Raw genomic sequence first — 16,697 nt, forward strand, 5'->3', positions numbered from 1 at the left:
GGCTCCTCGTGGGAGCGCCTCTAGAAGGCGGGGCGGATGGCCCCGACATCCTGTCCGCCGCCGGTGACGGCCAGCGGAAGCCTCGACATCGTGTCGGCCACGTCCGGTGCGGCCAGCGCGCCGTGCCGCTCGAGCAGCCGCAGTGCGACGGCGGTGGCGGCGCGGCCGCTGCCGTCCAGCATCTTGAGCGCCACCGTGGTGCCGTTCGGGGCGACCATCACCATGACGCCCTCGGCGCCGCCCTTGGCGAACACGCCCAGCCGCTCGATGGCGATCGTGTCGGCGCGGCCGGGACCGTCGATGGTCCACGGGTCGGCCCGCACCGCCTCGACGAGGGCGCCCGCGCTGCGGTGCAGCGCGAACGGGGACGTCGTCGACGAGTTTCCGATCCGTTGGATCGCTCGGGCGAGGCCGAAGAGGGTCATCGCGTACACCGGCGCGCCGCAGCCGTCGACGGCGGTCGCGGCGACCTTCTCGCCGATCAGTCGCTCGATGGTCTCGCGGACGAGGATCTGCACCGGATGCTCCGGCGCGAGGTAGCCCTCGGGGTCCCAGCCGTTCACCACGCTGGTCAGGAGCATGGTGGCGTGCTTGCCCGAGCAGTTCATGCGGATGCGCGACGGCTGACCCAGTTCGCGCACGATCTCGTCGCGGGTCGCGGTGTCGCCCGGCCAGGCGGCGGGGCACCCGAGGGCGTCCTCACCGAGCTCGGCGAGGGACAGGATGTCGCGGACCACGGCGACGTGACGGTCGGTGCCCGAGTGGCTCGCGGTGGCCAGGCCCAGTCGCTCGCCCTCGAGCGACACCCCGGCCGACAGGCACGCGAGCGCCTGCAGCGGCTTGAGGCTCGAGCGGGGGAGGATCAGCGCGGATGGATCGCCGAGCTTCTCGGCGATGGTGCCGTCTGCGGCGAGCACGATGGCGATGCCGGCGTGGCGCGACTCGACGAAACCGCTGCGTTCGACGACGGCGAGCTCGACGGCGTCGGTCGCGGCGAAGGTCTGCGGCACCCCGTCAGCCTACCGCCGGAGCGGCCTTCCGCCCGCATGACAGACTGTGCACATGTGGGGCGAGCATCGATACTCCGTCCGGACGACGTGGACCGGTGACCGTGGCACCGGCACCTCGGGTTACCGGGACTACGACCGGGCGACGACGATCGAGATCGACGGCAAGCCGGCGCTCGACGCCTCCTCCGACAAGCCGTTCCGCGGCGACCCGTCCCGCTGGAATCCCGAGGACATGCTCCTCGCGGCCCTCAGCCAGTGCCACCTGCTGTCGTACCTCCACGCGTGCGTGCAGGCGGGGGTGGTGGTGGTCGGCTACGAGGACGAGGCATCCGGACTCATGGTCGAGGACGGTCGCGGCGGCGGCGCGTTCCGCGAGGTGGTGCTGCGGCCGCGCGTGACCATCGCGGACGCATCGATGACGGATGCTGCGACCGCCGCGCACGCGCAGGCGAACGAGTGGTGCTTCATCGCGAACTCGGTGAACTTCCCGGTGCACCACGAGCCCACGATCCTCGTCAGCGGCGCTCGTGGGGCAGGACCTGCTTGATGCGGTCGATCGGGTTGTGCGCGGGAACCTCGTTGTAGGCGTTCGCGAGCTCCTGGCCCGAGAGGGCGTGGATCGCGGCCATGATCTCGTCGGTCGCGAGGCGGCGGGCCTTGCCCGACGAGGCCGGCCCGTGGTGGGCGAGATCGAGCGGCTCGCCGAACTTGACGGTGATGCGGTGCGTGAACGACGGCTTCTTGGCCCCGACGGGCATCACCTTGTCGGTGCCGATCAACCCCACCGGCACGACGCGCGCCCCGGCCTGCAGTGCGAGGAATGCCACACCGGTGCGGCCCTTGTAGAGACGGCCGTCGAGCGAGCGCGTGCCCTCCGGGTAGAGGGCGACGGCCTTGCCCTCGTCGAGCAGGGCGCGCTGCTGGTCGAGCGCGTCGAGCGCGGCCTGTCCGGCACCACGCTGGACCGGGATCGCGCCGATCGACGTGAAGAACCAGCGCGAGGCGGGCTTGTCAAAGTAGCTGGACTTCGCCAGGAAGTGGACGGGCCGCGGCGCGGCGACCGGGATCGCGATCGAGTCGATGAACGACAGATGGTTGCTCGCGAAGATCACCGGGCCGGACTTGGGGACGTTGGCCTTGCCCTCGATGTGGGGGCGGTACACGATGCGAGCGAGGGGGGTCAGGATGCCGCGCCCCAGCGCGTACGTGAAGCCCATACGGCGAGCGGGCGCAGCGGCAGATTCGGGTTCTTCCGCCGGCTCGTCGGCGGTGTCTTCGGCGCCGGGCACGAGGTCGGAAGTCACCCGTAGAGGGTACTCCCGATCGCATTCCGGTTTCGGCATGTCGTTTCCCAGCGCGGACAGAGGAAAGATGCGAAAGGATGGAGGCTTCCCTTCCCCTGACTCGAGGTTGTTCCGTGCGCATTCGCCCGTTCGCCGCCCTGTCCGTCGTCGCCGTGTCGACCCTCCTGCTGGCGGGGTGCTCCGGGTCGGCCGATCCGAACGCCACTCCCACGCCGACGTCGACCGCCTCTTCGGAGTGCCTGCTCGACGCACAGCCGGGAGCGGACTCCGACGCGATCGAGGTCACGGGCAGTGGTGCGGATCTCGCCGCGACCCTCCCCGACACCCTCGCCTTCGAGGACGTCGAGCGCACGATCGTGACCGAGGGCTCGGGCGAGGACGTCGTGTCGGGCGACCTCGTCAGCGGCTTCTACACCCTCTACGACGGCTCGACCGGTGAGATCCTGCAGGACTCCTCAGACACATCGGCCGACGATTCCGGCGCGGTCCCGATCATCATGGACCCGCAGCAGTACTCCCTGTTCGTCGCCGCCCTCGAGTGCGCGCCGATCGGCTCGACGGTCGCGATGTCCATCCCCGGCAGCGCCTTCGGCGAGGGCGCATCGCCCGTCGTGATCGTCGCCGCGACCACCGACTTCATCCCGACCAGCGCGGACGGTGCGGAGCAGGACGCGGTCGACGGCATGCCGACGGTCGAGCTCGACGACGACGGCGCGCCCACCATCACCGTGCCCGCCGAGGAGCCGCCGACCGAGGTGCAGATCGCGGAGCTGAAGAAGGGCGACGGCCCGGTCGTCGAGTCGGGCGACACCGTGTTCGTGCAGTACACCGGCGTGAAGTGGTCGGACGGCTCCGTCTTCGACTCGAGCTGGGACCGCGGCCAGCCGACGGCGTTCCAGACGACGGGTGTGGTCGCCGGCTTCCAGCAGGCGCTCGAGGGCCAGACGGTCGGCTCGCAGGTGCTCGTCGTGATCCCGCCGGAGTTCGGCTACGGCGCGAGCGAAGGCCACGAGTTGCAGGACGAGACCCTCGTCTTCGTGGTCGACATCCTCGGCGTGCAGCGCGCCGCCGCCCAGCAGTGACCCCGGGGCGGCAGCATCCGGCCCGGCGATAGGCTGGCCGGATGCGGCGCGTCCTCATCCTCGGCTCGACCGGCTCCATCGGCACGCAGGCGCTCGACGTCGTGCGGGCCAACCCGCGGCGGTTCGAGGTGGTGGGTCTCGCGGCGGGATCCGACCGTGAGACGCTCGAGGCGCAGGCGACCGAGTTCGGCGTCGAGAACAGCGCACTCGGCGCCGTCGAGGCCGAGCAGCTGGTGCGCGATGTCGAGGCCGACGTCGTGCTCAACGGCATCACCGGGTCCGTCGGCCTCGGGCCGACCCTGGCCGCGCTCGAGTCGGGCCGCACCCTCGCCCTCGCGAACAAGGAATCGCTGATCGTCGGCGGCGATCTCGTCACGGCGCTCGCACGCCCGGGGCAGATCGTCCCCGTCGACTCGGAGCACTCGGCCATCGCCCAGGCGCTCCGGTCGGGGGAGCGCAGCGAGGTCCGCCGGCTCGTGCTCACGGCATCCGGGGGTCCGTTCCGCGGCCGCAGCCGTGCGTCGCTCGAGAGTGTCACACCCGCGGAGGCCCTCGCGCACCCCACGTGGGACATGGGCCGGGTCGTCACCACCAACTCGGCGACCCTCGTCAACAAGGGGCTCGAGGTCATCGAGGCGCACCTGCTGTTCGCCGTGCCCTACTCCGAGATCGACGTCGTCGTGCACCCGCAGTCGATCGTGCACTCGATGGTCGAGTTCGTCGACGGCTCCACGATCGCGCAGGCCTCACCGCCTGACATGCGCCTGCCGATCTCTCTCGGCCTCGACTGGCCCAACCGCGTCGCCGGCGTCGGGCGGCCGCTCGACTGGACCACCGCGACCTCGTGGACCTTCGAGCCGCTCGACGATGCCGCCTTCCCCGCCGTGCGTCTGGCGAAGCAGGTCGGGCGCGCCGGCGGCACCTACCCCGCGGTGTTCAACGCGGCGAATGAGCAGGCCGTGGACGCGTTCCACGAGGGGCGCCTCAGCTTCCTCGGGATCATCGACGTGATCGAGCGGGTGGTCGACAAGCACGACGCGCCGGACGCCCTCACCCGGGAAGCCCTCGCCGACGCCGAGGACTGGGCACGCCGCAAGGCCGACAAGGTCATCGCCGCAGCATCCTGATCCGCTCCCGCGTCGCCCGCCGGCGTCGCGTTCGGCTGCTCCCCTGTCGCAATCTGCCGGTGTCGGCAGCCGTCTGTGACAGGTGAGCAGATGAGCTCGGAGGGCCCGACTGCTCGCCTGTCGCAGTGTGCCGCTGTGGGCAGCACTTCGTGGCAGGTGAGCGGGGGTGCGCTCAGGGCTCCGGGTAGACCGGGCGCAGGGGATCGGATGCCGGGGTCACGTCGTCCGGGTACGGGACCGGCCAGTGCGGCTCGGGCACGGGCCACCCGGCCTCCCGCAGCGCGCGACGGGCGAGCTCGCGGGCCGAGTAGGGGGTGCGTACGCCGCGGATGTCCCGGTAATCCTGGTGACCCGGGCCGGCCCACAGGATCGCGTCGCCGTCGCCGACGAGCGCTACGGCCTCGATGATCGCGCGCTCGGGCGGCGAGAACTCGTGGATCTCGGCATCCGGCCGTGCGCGTCGCGCACCCTCGACGAGGGTCGCGCGGATCGAGTCGGGGTCCTCGTGGCGGGGGTGGTGGTCGGTGACGACGAGGATGTCGCTGCCTTCCACGCCGGTGCGGCCCATGTCGTGGCGCTTCGTCGCGTCGCGGTCGCCGTCCGCGCCGAACAGCATGACGACCTTGCCCGGTGTGACGCGGCGCACCGCGGCGAGCGTCTTCTCGAAGGCGTCGGGGGAGTGGCCGAAGTCGACGTAGACCGCGGGTCCGGTCTCGCCCGAGACGAGCTCGGTGCGCCCGGGCAGATAGGCCTCGATGCGCTCGCCGTCGAGCGCCTCGACCAGGCGCTCCCACGCGTAGCCGCCCTCGAGGATCATGACGATCGCGAGCCCGGCGTTGGCCGCCATGTGCCGGCCGATCACGGGGACCAGCGTCGTCAGCGTGCGGCCGTCCCGCGCGGTGAGGCGGAACTGGGTGCCGACCTGGCGCTCGTCGAGGATCTCGACCACCCAGTCGGCGGCCGCCGCGGCGTCGGGGTCGGAGGCGAGGGCGGGCGTTCCCACGGTCACCGTCGGCACCTGGCTGCGCGCCACGACCTCGGCGCCGTTCTCGGAGTCGATGCACACCACGGCGCGGCGCGAGCGATCGGGCAGGAACAGCGGCAGCTTCGCCTCGAAGTACTCGCGCATGTCGGCGTAGTCGTCGAGGTGGTCATGGGTGAGGTTCGTGAAGCCGGCGACGTCGAACACGATGCCGTCGACACGGCGTCGGCTGAGCGCCTGCGCGCTCACCTCGACGGCGACCGCCTCCACGCCGCGTTCGCGCATGAGGGCGAGGAGGGCGTGCATCTCGTACGCCTCGGGGGTCGTGAGCCGCGACACGATGACCTGCCCGGCGATGTGGCGTTCGGCGGTCGACGACAGTCCTGTCGTGGCACCGAGCTGGCCGAGGATGCCCTCGAGCAGGTGCGACACGCTCGTCTTGCCGTTGGTGCCGGTCGTGCCGAACAGGATCGGCAGGTCGTCGTCGCGGCCCGTGCTGTAGACCCAGGCCGAGAGCTCGCCGAGGATCGCGCGGGGGTTCTCCACCAGCACCACGGGCAGCCCGCTGGCGGCCGCGGCGTCGGCTCCGGCAGCATCCGTCACCACCGCGACGGCGCCCTTCTCGGCGGCGGTCGACGCGAACTCGGCGCCGTGGCGATTGACGCCCTGCACCGCGACGAAGACGTCGCCGGGACGGAGATCGGCGGTCGCGAGGGTGAGACCCGTCAGCGTGGCGTCGGCGACGTCACCGCGGACGCCGACGGCGAAGCGTGCCGCGAGGTCAGCGAGCGAGTGTGTCGGCGGCGCGTCGGGACGGAGTACCGGGGGCAGGTTCGAAGGCGCGTCGGTCGGCATGGCGCATCCATCTTCGCACGGCGCCTGCATCACGCCGGCGGTCTCCGGTCGTTGAGCGAGCGAGGAACGAGCGAGTCGGAACGTCGCAGGGATCACCGACGACGTTTCGACTCGCGAGCTCGCTCAACGACCGGGCGCAAGCTCGCTCAACGACCGGGCGGAGGCGACCCTGCCGGACTCAGGCCCTGCGGCGTCCGCGCACCAGCACGACCACGAGCGCGGCGATCCCGGCGGCCAGTCCAACGGCGGCGAGCCAGCGGGCGACCGGGTCGGCAGCGGAGGCGGATGCTGCGTCCCCGGCGCCCGCGTCGGCAGCGGCCGCGTCCTCCGACGCGTGGGCCGACCCCTCGCCGTGCCCGGTGTCGGCATCGTCCGCGGCCGCGCCGACCGCCACCATCGGCGCGGGCGCGTCGAGGTCGTGCGGGTCCTCGCCGTCCTCGGCGATCTGGGTCCAGGCCGTCTCGCCCTCGGCGCACGTCTGCGTCACCGGGAAGGCCAACGTGGTGTCGGTGGTCCCCTCGGTGAAGAGCACGTCCATCGAGACGGCGGCCTTGAGTCCGTCCTCGACGGGCGCGTCCGCGGTGTACACGACGCGCGTCGGCACGCCGGTCGAGCCGAGCTCGCGCGTGATGGTCCAGCCGCCCTGCACGACCGGCGTCGCGTTGCCGACGCCCTCGGGGATGTCGATCGCGAGCGCGGTGGTGGGGGAGCCGTCGCACCCGTGCGAGAACGAGAACGTGAGCGTCTCGGTGCCGCCGGCCGACGCCGTCTCGGGCGTGACGTGCACGTGGGCGGACGCCGCGAGCGGCGCGCCGATGGCGAGTGCGAGGCCGGCGGTGACGCCGATCACGGCGCGGCGAGTGCGGGAGGGGCGGGAAATGGTGTCGGTCATTGCTGTCGTCTTTCGTCTGGGTCGCCGGCGGGGTCGCCGAGCGAGACGCGCCGGGGAGAGCCGGGTGCGCGAGAAGGTTCCGGCGCACGCATCGGGCGTGGGCCGGCGACGGGCGCGGCGCGAAGCGCCGCTCAGACGAGAGCGGGAGGACCGCGCCGCGAGACGTCCGACAGGACGATCCGCGCTGCGGCGAGCACAGAGCCGGCGGGCGGCGGCACGAACCGCGGCAGCGGTGCCCGGAGGGCCACGCCGCGCAGGCGCGAGAAGAGCGAACGGATGCCGCGGCCCAGGGCGCGCAGCATCCGCTCCCCGCCGTACAGCCCGGCGAGGGTTGCGAGCGCGGCCAGCACGTGCGCGGCGAGCATGGGGGTGTCGGGGACGACGACAGCGCTGAGGTCGCCGCCGAGGTGCGTCACGTGGTGGCCGTGGAGCGCGGCGGGATCGGCGTCGGCGGTCACGGCGAAGGCGACGTGGAACATCGCCTGGCTCGCGAGCACCGTGACGCCGATGCGCCAGGCCGAGAGCCGCCGGCCGATGAGCGCCACCGCGAACGGAGCGGCGAGGATGCCGACGGCGGTGACGAAGGCCGGTGACGGCGCACCGCCCCCGCCGAGGGTGTGCGCCGTGGCGGCGATGACGGTCGCGACCCACGCGGCAGCAGTGCCGCGCAGCGCGCGCACGTGGCGTGGGGTCACGGCTCCTCCTCGCGTCGAGCCTACGGGATGCGAGAGGCACCCCCCCCGGCGCGCTCGCGGCGCTGCGTCGTCACACCCAACTCAAAGGCTGGCGCGGGTACCGTGAGCGTGTGGAGATCCTCGCGTTCGTCATCGGTGTCGCCCTCATGGTCGTGGGCCTCGCCGTGTCGATCGCGCTGCACGAGCTCGGCCACCTCTGGCCGGCCAAGAAGTTCGGCGTGCGCGTCGGCCAGTACATGATCGGGTTCGGCCCGACGCTGTGGTCGAAGAGCTGGAGAGGCACCGAGTACGGGTTCAAGGCGATCCCGCTCGGCGGCTACATCTCCATGGCCGGGATGTACCCGCCGTCGCCGCAGGCCGCGAGACGCGACGGACGCGCCGCCGGCGGCTTCTTCGCGACGATGGTGCAGGACGCCCGCGACGCGAACGACGAGACGCTGCAGGGTGAGGAAGACACACATGTCTTCTACCGCCTGCCGATCCACAAGCGCATCGTCGTGATGCTCGGCGGGCCGCTGATGAACTTCTTCTTCGCCATCGTGCTCTTCACGATCCTGCTCAGCGGCATCGGCCTCCAGACGGCGACGACCGAGGTCGCGCGGCTGTCGGAGTGCGTCCCGACCACGAGCTCCGCCGAGTGCACCGACTCCTCGCCCTCCGCTCCGGCGGAGGCGGCGGGCATCCAGCCGGGCGACGTCATCGTCTCGATCGACGGGGAGCCGGTCGCCGACTTCACCGAGGCATCCGCGATCATCCGCTCGTCGCCCGGCGAGCAGCTCACCTTCGTCGTCGAGCGCGACGGCGGACAGCAGACGCTGCAGGTCACGCCCGCGACGATCCAGACCGAGGTCACGGCCGCCGACGGCACGACCACCACCCAGGAGGTCGGATTCGTGGGCGTCGGCCCCACCGTCGAGTACGTGCAGCAGCCGATCTGGGCAGGACCCCAGATGGCCGTGCAGAACGTGGGCGCGGTCGCGGGGATCATCTGGCAGCTGCCCGCCAAGGTGTGGCAGACCGGCGTCGACCTCGTCACGGGCCAGGAGCGCGACCCGAACGGGCCCCTCAGCATCGTGGGCGCCAGCCGCCTCTCCGGCGAGGTCGCCGCGGCCGACTCGCCCGTGCTCAACCGTGTCGCGGGGTTCCTGTCGCTGCTCGCCTCGCTGAACATCGCCCTGTTCGTGTTCAACCTCATCCCGCTGCTCCCGCTGGACGGCGGCCACATCGCGGTGGCGCTGTGGGAGGGGATCAAGCGGGTGTGGGCCAAGCTCTTCCGTCGGCCGCCGCCGAAGCCGGTCGACGCGACCAAGCTCGTGCCGCTCACGTTCGCCGTGTTCGTGGCGCTGCTCGTGATGGGCGGCATCCTGATCCTGGCCGACCTGTTCAACCCGGTCACGCTCTTCTGAACAACCACGCACCGGCCGCGAAGAATCTTCGCGGGTCGTGTCGAAATCGGTCTTGTCCGTTCGCTGTAGGGATGCAACGGTTCCACTGACGAAAGGACACGACCGTGAAGTACGTGATCATGTTCACCTCCACCCCCGAGCTCGACGCCGCGGTGCCCGAAGAGCGCCGGCAGGAGGTCTACGGGCGGATCTACGAGTGGTTCGGCACGAACGCCGACAAGATCGACGACTCGGGTGCGGAGCTGCACCCGGTCAGCACGGCGACGACGGTGCGCTCGGGCGACGACGGTCCGGTCGTCGCGGACGGACCCTTCTCGGAGGCCAAGGAGGTCATCGGCGGGTTCAGCGTCATCGACGTTCCTGATCTCGACGCGGCGATCGATCTCGTCAAGACCTGGCCCTCGCTGGAGTTCCCGGGTGTGGCCGTCGAGATCCGGCCGATGGTCGTCGACTACAGCCAATTCGAGTGATGTCCGGAACGGATGCTGCGGCCCCGCGCGACCCGGAACCTCCGGGCACGGCCGGCGCCGCAGCATCCGCTTCGACACCCGCCGCAGCATCCGATCGCCTCCTCGCCGGCGTCGTGCGCGAGGAGTCCGCCCGCATCACGGCTGCGCTGACCGTCTCGTTCGGCAGCTTCGACGTGGCCGAGGAGGCCGTCGCCGAGGCGGTGGAGGAGGCCCTGCGTGCGTGGCGGGGCCGCGGGATCCCGCCGAGGCCGGGCGCCTGGCTCATGCAGGCTGCGCGGCACAACGCGCTCGACCGGGTGCGGCGCGAGCGGGTGCTCCGCGACCGTGTTCTCAAAGACCGTGTCGCGCTGCCCGAATCGCAGCCGACGGCCGACGGCGCGCCCGCGGATGAGCGGCTTCCCCTGCTCTTCGGATGCTGCCACCCGGCGCTCGCGCCCGACGCCCAGCTCGCCCTCACCCTGCGGGCGGTGTGCGGCCTGACGACCGAACAGATCGCCCGCGCGACCTTCTCGACCGAGCCCGCGACGGGGCAGCGCATCTCGCGCGCGAAGCGCAAGATCGCCGACAGCGGCATTCCGCTGCGCGTGCCGGAGGGAGCGGACGCCGCGGCGCGTCTCGACCTCGTGCTGACGATCGTTTCGGTCATGTACAGCGAGGCCCACTTCGTGGCGGGGGCGGATGCCGCGGCCGACCGCGATCTCGCCGACGACGCGCTGTGGCTGGCCCAGGTGGTCGCCGAGGCGCTTCCCCGCGCCGCGGAGGCCTGGGGGCTGCTGGCGCTGTTGCGCTTCCACCGGGCACGCGAGCCGGCGCGGTCGGTCGACGGGGAGCTCGTGCTGCTCGCCGAGCAGGACCGCACGCGGTGGGACGCGACGCTGCTCGCCGGCGCGCGCGAAGCGCTGGAACGGGCGGCGCGGCTCCGGCGACCCGGACGGTGGCAGCTGCACGCGGCGATCGCTGCCTGCCACGCGGATGCCGCGGACGCGGCGTCCACCGACTGGCTGCAGGTGCTGACGCTCTACGACATGCTCCTCGCGTATGACCGGTCCCCGGTGGTGCGGCTCAACCGCGCGGTGGCGCTGGCGCGGGTCGACGGGGCGGCGGTCGCGCTCGCCGAGGTGGACGCGCTCGAGGGACCGCTCGCGCGTTCGCACCTGTGGCACGCCGTGCGAGCGTCCCTCCTGCGCGACCTCGGCCGCGACGACGAGGCGCTCGTCGCGGACCTGCGCGCCCTCGAGCTCACCGCGAACGAGGCCGAGCGGCGCCTGCTCGCCGCCCGCGCCGGCTCGGCCCCCGGTCGTTGAGCGAGCTTGCGAGTCGAAACGCTCCGAACCCGGCGCAGACCGGATTCGCGAGTCGGGCGCGCTCCGCTCGACAAGCGGATCGGCGTCAGGCGGGGACGGGCGCCAGAGCCTGCTCGACCAGGCGCTGGAGCGTCGTCATGCCGTCGCGCGACAGGATCGACTCGAGGTGACCCTGCACCGACGCGAAGCCGGGGCCGCGCAGCGCGTACACGTCCCCGGATGCGTCGGCCGCGATCTCGGCCTCGCCCACGTGCGTCGTGCCGGCCGGAACGCGCGCGGTGAAGGTGTTGTAGAAGCCGATGGACGCCGGGATGCCGAACACGTCGACCGACTTCTGCAGGCCCTGGTGCGGCGCGTCGAGGGGCGCGAGGTCGATGCCGAACGTGTCGGCGAGGATCTGGTGGCTGAGGCAGACCGCGAGGAGCGGCCGGCCGGCGGCACGACGGCGCGCGACGATCTCACGCATGCGACGGATGCGGGGGCTCGAGGTATCGCGCGGGTCGCCCGGACCCGGTCCGGTCACGAGGAGCTCCGCCTGATCGATCTGCGCGTCGGTGACCTCGCTCCAGGGCGAGATCTCGACGTCGAGCCCGAGGTGGCGCAGCTGGTGGGCGAGCATCGTCGTGAAGCGGTCCTCGGCGTCGACGACGAGCGCCGAGCGCGCCTCGAACCGGCCGGGCTCGCTCGAGCCCTGCGGCTTGAGCCAGAACTCGGCGAGGCGGCCGTTGCGCGACGCCAGGAGCTCCGCGATCGCCGGGTCGTCGGCGAGGCGCCGTGGGGCTGCTGCGGGCGCGTCCTCGTCGATGACGGCGGCGTCGGCGGCCGCCGACTCGGCGGCCGTGTCACGGGGCACGGCGCCGATCGCGCCGAGCACGCCGGCCGCCTTGCCGTGGGTCTCGCCGACCTCGCCGTACGGGTCGGAGTGGCGCACGAGCGTCGCCCCCACCGGCACGCGGAGTCGGCCGTCCTGCAGATAGGCGGTGCGGATGAGGATCGGCGCGTCGAGGTCGTGGCTCGCCTCGCCCGCCGCGAGCGTGTCGCGAGGCGTGAAGAGGGCCGCGACGCCCGAGTAGTAGCCGCGCGGGGTCGTCTCGTGGCGCGTGATGACGGTGCACGCGTTCTGCATGGGCGAGCCGGTCACCGTCGGGGCGAACATCGTCTCTCGCAGGATGTCGCGCGGGTCGAGCCTGCTGCGGCCCCGCAGCACGTACTCGGTGTGCGTGAGCCGCGACATCTCCTTGAGATGCGGGCCCGTGATGCGACCGCCGTCCGAGCAGACGGCGCTCATCATCTTGAGCTCCTCGTCGACGACCATGAAGAGCTCCTCGGTCTCCTTGGTTGAGCGGAGGAACTCGGTGAGGGTCTCGGGGGTCGCGCCGCCGGCCGGGTGGCGGAAGGTGCCCGAGATCGGATTCATGGTCACGACGCCGTCGCGCGCGCTGACGTGCGCCTCCGGGCTCGCGCCGACCGCGACGTGTCCGGGCGTGACGACGGCGAACGTCCAGTACGCGCCACGCTCGTGCTCGAGGAGAGCTCGGAACCACGTCAGAGCGGCGGTGGCGGCATCCGTCGTCACGCCCGCGGTGAAGTCGCGACGGATGACGAAGTTCGCACCCTCGCCGCGGCCGATCTCGTCGGCGATCACGCGCCGCACGATCTCGGCGTAGTCCTCGTCGGCGATGTCGAAGCGGGGGCTCTCGAGCGCGACCGCGTCGGTCGGGAGCTGGGCGAGCGCCTCGTCGCGGGGGAGCGACGCGCGGTCCCGCACGATGAGGCACCGCAGCGGCGCGCCGTCGTCGTGGCACTCGAAACCGCGCTCGCGCACCTGCCGGAACGGCACCAGGGCGAGCACCTCGAGCGGCGCGCCGGAGGCGTCGGTCAACGGGATGTCGGCGAGCAGCTCGACGTCGACGACATCGCCGGTGAGCACCTCGACGGTGCGGTCGTCACGCGCGATGAGCGCGAACGGGAGGCCGCTCGCGGCGAGGTCGGGAAGGGACGGGGAAGCGGGCCCGGACATGTGAGTCGTCTTTCGTCGTGGGGCGGAGTCCCGTACGAAAAAGAAGACCGCCCCGTGGGCGGTCTGAGGTCACGCGAACCCACCGCCTATGCGGTGAGCCACCAGGAGAGGTGCGCGGACATGCGCCGAACCTACCACACGCCCGTTCGGGCGATCGGCCCCTCGGTGCTGCGTTACGGACCATACTGGGGCGAGCCCGTCTCCTCCCATCCCCGCGCCGCGGAGGTACGCCATGACCCAGCTGACGATGACCGAGCGCTCGCGCGAACCCGAACGGCCGACGCGCCCGCGCCGACGCGGTCCGTCGATCGCCGACCGCATCCGCAACATGGGGGAGCAGCGCACCGGCGCGCTCCTGCTCGTGCTCGCGACTCTCCTCGCGATCGTGTGGGCGAACATCTCCGCGACGTCGTACCACGACTTCTGGGAGACCGAGCTGACCATCGGGTTCGGCGACATCCACCTCGAGTTCACGCTGCATGCGCTCGTCAACGACGCGCTCATGGCGATCTTCTTCTTCACCGTCGGCCTCGAGGTGCGCCGCGAGTTCGCGATCGGCGAGCTCACGAGCTGGTCGCGCGCGATGATCCCTGTGGTGGCCGCGGTCGCGGGGCTGCTCGTGCCGGCGGGGCTCTTCCTCGCGATCGCCGCGGGGTCCGGCCATGAGCACGCGTGGGGCGTCGTGATCTCGACCGACACCGCGTTCCTCGTCGGCGCGCTCGCTCTCATCGGGCCACGCGCCTCCGGGCGGCTGCGCGTGTTCCTCCTCGCCCTCGCCGTCGTCGACGACATCGGTGCGCTGAGCATCATCGCGCTCTTCTACACCGACAACTTCACGCCGATGCCGCTCCTGATCGCGGCGGTCGGGCTCGCGGGCATCTACTTCACGCGGTACGTGCGCCGCGGCCGCGGCCCGATCTACGCGACGCTGTCGATCATCGTGTGGCTGGCGTTCCTCGCGTCCGGTGTGCACCCGACGCTCGCCGGCGTCGCCATCGCCCTGCTGATCCCGGTCTATCGGCCCAACCGTCGCGACGTCGAGCAGGCACTCGAGCTCGCCCGTATGTTCCGACAGTCGCCGAACACCGAGTACGCGCGTCAGGCGGCGAACAGCCTGCGCGAATCGATCTCGATCAACGAGCGACTGCAGTCGGCGTACTCCCCGTACGTCGCCTACGTCATCCTGCCGCTGTTCGCGCTCGCCAACGCGGGGGTCGAGATCTCGGGGCCGATCCTCGCGGCGGCCGCACAATCGCCGGTCACATGGGCCATCATCGTGGGTCTCGTCGTCGGCAAGTTCGTCGGCGTCTTCGGCGCGGCCGCGATCATGAAGGCGTTCAAGCTCGGCGAGTTCGGTCTCGGCCTCACCCTCGACCGCATCGCCGGCGGCGCGATGCTCTGCGGCATCGGGTTCACGATCTCGCTCTTCATCATCGATCTCGCCATCGACGACCCCGATGTGCAGAACGAGGCGCGCGTGGGCGTGCTCGCAGCATCCGTCCTCGCCTTCCTCCTCGCCGCGATCATGTTCCGCATCTCCGACGCCCGGCGGCCCGACGACGACGGCGGACGCACCCTGGTGCGTCCGGTCGATCCGAAGCGGGACCACATCTACGGCGACGTGAACGCCCCGCTCACGATCGTCGAGTACGGCGACTTCCAGTGCCCGTTCTGCCTCAAGGCGTCCGGCTCGATCGAGGAGGTGCGCCGCGAGCTCGGCGACCGGCTGCGATACGTCTGGCGGCACGCGCCGCTCGAGCGGCAGCATCCGAACGCGCTCGCCGCAGCGGAAGCCGCCGAAGCGGCGAACCTGCAGGGCAAGCTCCCGGAGTTCTCGCGCAGCCTGTTCGCCGACCAGGATCACCAGCTGCCGTCCGACATCATCCGCCGGGCGCGCGAACTCGGCCTCGACGTCGAGCGCTTCGAGGAGGACCTCAGCTCGCCGAAGGTCACCGAGCGGGTGCGCGACGACATGCTGGACGCCGAGGCGATGGACATCACGTCGGTCCCGACGTTCTTCATCAACGGCGTGCGGCACGCGGGGCCGTACGACGCGCGCACGCTCGTCCGCGCGCTCACGGGCTCGGAGGCGGACGGGGCCGACACCCAGCCTGGGGCCCGCGCCGACGCGTAGTCGCGCCTGCGGCGCTCCACGCTGCTCGCTCGGCCCCGTCCGCAAGCGGCCGGGCCTCACTCGCTGCGCGTAGGCTGTCAGACGTGCCAGCCGTCAACATCGGGATGCCCAAGGTCCCCGAAACGCTCGCCCCCCGTCGCAAGACCCGTCAGATCAAGGTGGGCAAGGTGCTGGTGGGCGGCGACGCCCCCGTGAGCGTCCAGTCGATGACCACGACGCCGACCACGAACATCAACGCGACGCTGCAGCAGATCGCCGAGCTCACCGCCTCGGGCTGCGAGATCGTGCGCGTGGCCGTGCCCTCGCAGGACGACGCCGACGTGCTGCACATCATCGCGGCGAAGAGCCAGATCCCGGTGATCGCCGACATCCACTTCCAGCCGAAGTACGTCTTCCAGGCGATCGACGCGGGCTGCGGCGCCGTGCGCGTGAACCCGGGCAACATCCGCAAGTTCGACGATCAGGTCGGCGCGATCGCCGCCGCCGCGAAGGCCGCCGGAGTGTCGCTCCGCATCGGCGTCAACGCCGGCTCACTCGACCGGCGCCTGCTCGAGAAGTACGGCAAGGCGACGCCCGAGGCACTCGTCGAGAGCGCCGTGTGGGAGGCCTCGCTCTTCGAGGAGCACGACTTCCACGACTTCAAGATCTCGGTCAAGCACAACGACCCGATCGTCATGGTCAAGGCCTACCGGCTGCTCGCCGAGCGGGGCGACTGGCCGCTGCACCTGGGCGTGACCGAGGCGGGCCCGGCGTTCCAGGGCACCATCAAGTCGGCGACGGCGTTCGGCATCCTGCTCGCCGAGGGCATCGGCGACACGATCCGCGTCTCGCTGTCGGCCCCGCCGGCCGAAGAGGTCAAGGTCGGCCACCAGATCCTGCAGTCGCTGAACCTCCGCGAGCGCAAGCTCGAGATCGTCTCGTGCCCCTCGTGCGGCCGTGCCCAGGTCGACGTGTACACGCTCGCCGACAACGTGACCGAGGGCCTCAAGGACATGACCGTCCCGCTGCGCGTCGCGGTCATGGGCTGCGTCGTGAACGGACCGGGCGAGGCCCGCGAGGCCGACCTCGGCGTGGCGTCGGGCAACGGCAAGGGGCAGATCTTCGTGAAGGGCCAGGTCATCAAGACCGTGCCCGAGGCCGACATCGTCGCGACCCTCATCGAAGAGGCGAACCGCATCGCCGACGAGATGGGTCCCGACGCCCCCGTCGGCACCGCGCAGGTCCTCACGTCCTGAGGCCGGCTACGGCCGCACTCGACGCTCGCGGTCGAAATCTGCCTTCGCGGCCGCACTCCGCGGGTGGCGTCGCGCTCGCGCGGTCGAAATCTGCATCCGCGGCCGTCGTGTCGTGGCGCGCATCCATGAAACGACAGCGCGAGCGAACGGATGCCGCCGCAGAGCGTCGCGCGAGAGAGAG

General features: G+C 71.7%; 14 protein-coding genes. 8 read left to right on the forward strand and 6 right to left on the reverse strand.

The genetic code is table 11. The features are described 5' to 3' along the window. Positions 1 to 20 precede the first annotated feature (20 nt). On the reverse strand, positions 21 to 1,010 hold the full coding sequence (locus ACEYYH_RS07310) for an asparaginase (RefSeq protein WP_374977568.1): 990 nt from the start codon (positions 1,008 to 1,010) through the stop codon (positions 21 to 23). Between the two features lie 52 nt (positions 1,011 to 1,062). On the opposite strand from ACEYYH_RS07310, the gene ACEYYH_RS07315 reads away from it, so the two are divergent. After that, positions 1,063 to 1,557: an OsmC family protein gene (locus tag ACEYYH_RS07315; protein WP_374977569.1), complete on the forward strand. Its 495-nt coding sequence runs from the start codon at positions 1,063 to 1,065 to the stop codon at positions 1,555 to 1,557. On the opposite strand, the gene ACEYYH_RS07320 is transcribed toward ACEYYH_RS07315, so the two are convergent. Continuing rightward, a complete protein-coding gene (locus tag ACEYYH_RS07320; protein ID WP_374978180.1) occupies positions 1,526 to 2,227 on the reverse strand; it encodes a lysophospholipid acyltransferase family protein in 702 nt (233 codons plus the stop codon). The two genes, ACEYYH_RS07315 and ACEYYH_RS07320, sit on opposite strands and share 32 nt — an antisense overlap. Before the next feature lie 200 nt (positions 2,228 to 2,427). Here ACEYYH_RS07320 and ACEYYH_RS07325 point away from each other — a divergent pair, with 200 nt between their 5' ends. Beyond that, positions 2,428 to 3,396 (forward strand): FKBP-type peptidyl-prolyl cis-trans isomerase, encoded by a 969-nt coding sequence (locus ACEYYH_RS07325; protein ID WP_374977570.1) that lies wholly within the window; start codon positions 2,428 to 2,430, stop codon positions 3,394 to 3,396. Between the two features lie 41 nt (positions 3,397 to 3,437). Beyond that, complete coding sequence (gene dxr, locus ACEYYH_RS07330; protein WP_374977571.1) at positions 3,438 to 4,523, forward strand: 1-deoxy-D-xylulose-5-phosphate reductoisomerase; 1,086 nt, start codon at positions 3,438 to 3,440, stop codon at positions 4,521 to 4,523. Between the two features lie 172 nt (positions 4,524 to 4,695). Here dxr and ACEYYH_RS07335 read toward each other — a convergent pair whose 3' ends face one another. The 3 genes from ACEYYH_RS07335 to ACEYYH_RS07345 form a co-directional block, all read right to left on the reverse strand. Continuing rightward, positions 4,696 to 6,360, reverse strand: coding sequence for a Mur ligase family protein (locus tag ACEYYH_RS07335; RefSeq protein WP_374977572.1), 1,665 nt, complete (start codon positions 6,358 to 6,360; stop codon positions 4,696 to 4,698). 178 nt (positions 6,361 to 6,538) lie between these two features. Further along, positions 6,539 to 7,252 (reverse strand): YcnI family protein, encoded by a 714-nt coding sequence (locus tag ACEYYH_RS07340; protein ID WP_374977573.1) that lies wholly within the window; start codon positions 7,250 to 7,252, stop codon positions 6,539 to 6,541. Positions 7,253 to 7,383: 131 nt separating this feature from the next. Beyond that, the gene (locus ACEYYH_RS07345; protein ID WP_374977574.1) at positions 7,384 to 7,947 is read right to left on the reverse strand and encodes a hypothetical protein; all 564 of its coding nucleotides are present in this window, start codon (positions 7,945 to 7,947) and stop codon (positions 7,384 to 7,386) included. A 110-nt stretch (positions 7,948 to 8,057) separates the two neighbouring features. Between ACEYYH_RS07345 and ACEYYH_RS07350 the strand changes: the two genes are divergently transcribed. The 3 genes from ACEYYH_RS07350 (at position 8,058) to ACEYYH_RS07360 (ending at position 11,127) form a co-directional block, all read left to right on the forward strand. Next, positions 8,058 to 9,353 carry an RIP metalloprotease gene (locus ACEYYH_RS07350; protein WP_374977575.1) on the forward strand — a complete coding sequence of 432 codons (1,296 nt, stop codon included), beginning with the start codon at positions 8,058 to 8,060 and terminating at the stop codon, positions 9,351 to 9,353. 104 nt (positions 9,354 to 9,457) lie between these two features. After that, positions 9,458 to 9,823 carry a YciI family protein gene (locus tag ACEYYH_RS07355; protein ID WP_374977576.1) on the forward strand — a complete coding sequence of 122 codons (366 nt, stop codon included), beginning with the start codon at positions 9,458 to 9,460 and terminating at the stop codon, positions 9,821 to 9,823. Next, positions 9,823 to 11,127 carry an RNA polymerase sigma factor gene (locus ACEYYH_RS07360; protein WP_374978181.1) on the forward strand — a complete coding sequence of 435 codons (1,305 nt, stop codon included), beginning with the start codon at positions 9,823 to 9,825 and terminating at the stop codon, positions 11,125 to 11,127. Before ACEYYH_RS07355 ends, ACEYYH_RS07360 begins: the two co-directional genes overlap by 1 nt. Before the next feature lie 85 nt (positions 11,128 to 11,212). On the opposite strand, the gene ACEYYH_RS07365 is transcribed toward ACEYYH_RS07360, so the two are convergent. Further along, on the reverse strand, positions 11,213 to 13,147 hold the full coding sequence (locus ACEYYH_RS07365; protein WP_374977577.1) for an anthranilate synthase family protein: 1,935 nt from the start codon (positions 13,145 to 13,147) through the stop codon (positions 11,213 to 11,215). Between the two features lie 232 nt (positions 13,148 to 13,379). Here ACEYYH_RS07365 and nhaA point away from each other — a divergent pair, with 232 nt between their 5' ends. After that, positions 13,380 to 15,281, forward strand: coding sequence for a Na+/H+ antiporter NhaA (gene nhaA / locus ACEYYH_RS07370; protein ID WP_374977578.1), 1,902 nt, complete (start codon positions 13,380 to 13,382; stop codon positions 15,279 to 15,281). A gap of 83 nt (positions 15,282 to 15,364) precedes the next feature. Further along, a complete protein-coding gene (ispG, locus tag ACEYYH_RS07375) occupies positions 15,365 to 16,516 on the forward strand; it encodes a flavodoxin-dependent (E)-4-hydroxy-3-methylbut-2-enyl-diphosphate synthase (protein ID WP_181911659.1) in 1,152 nt (383 codons plus the stop codon). Positions 16,517 to 16,697: the final 181 nt, after the last annotated feature.

This window comes from Microbacterium trichothecenolyticum (assembly GCF_041938625.1).
Taxonomy (GTDB): domain Bacteria; phylum Actinomycetota; class Actinomycetes; order Actinomycetales; family Microbacteriaceae; genus Microbacterium; species Microbacterium trichothecenolyticum_D.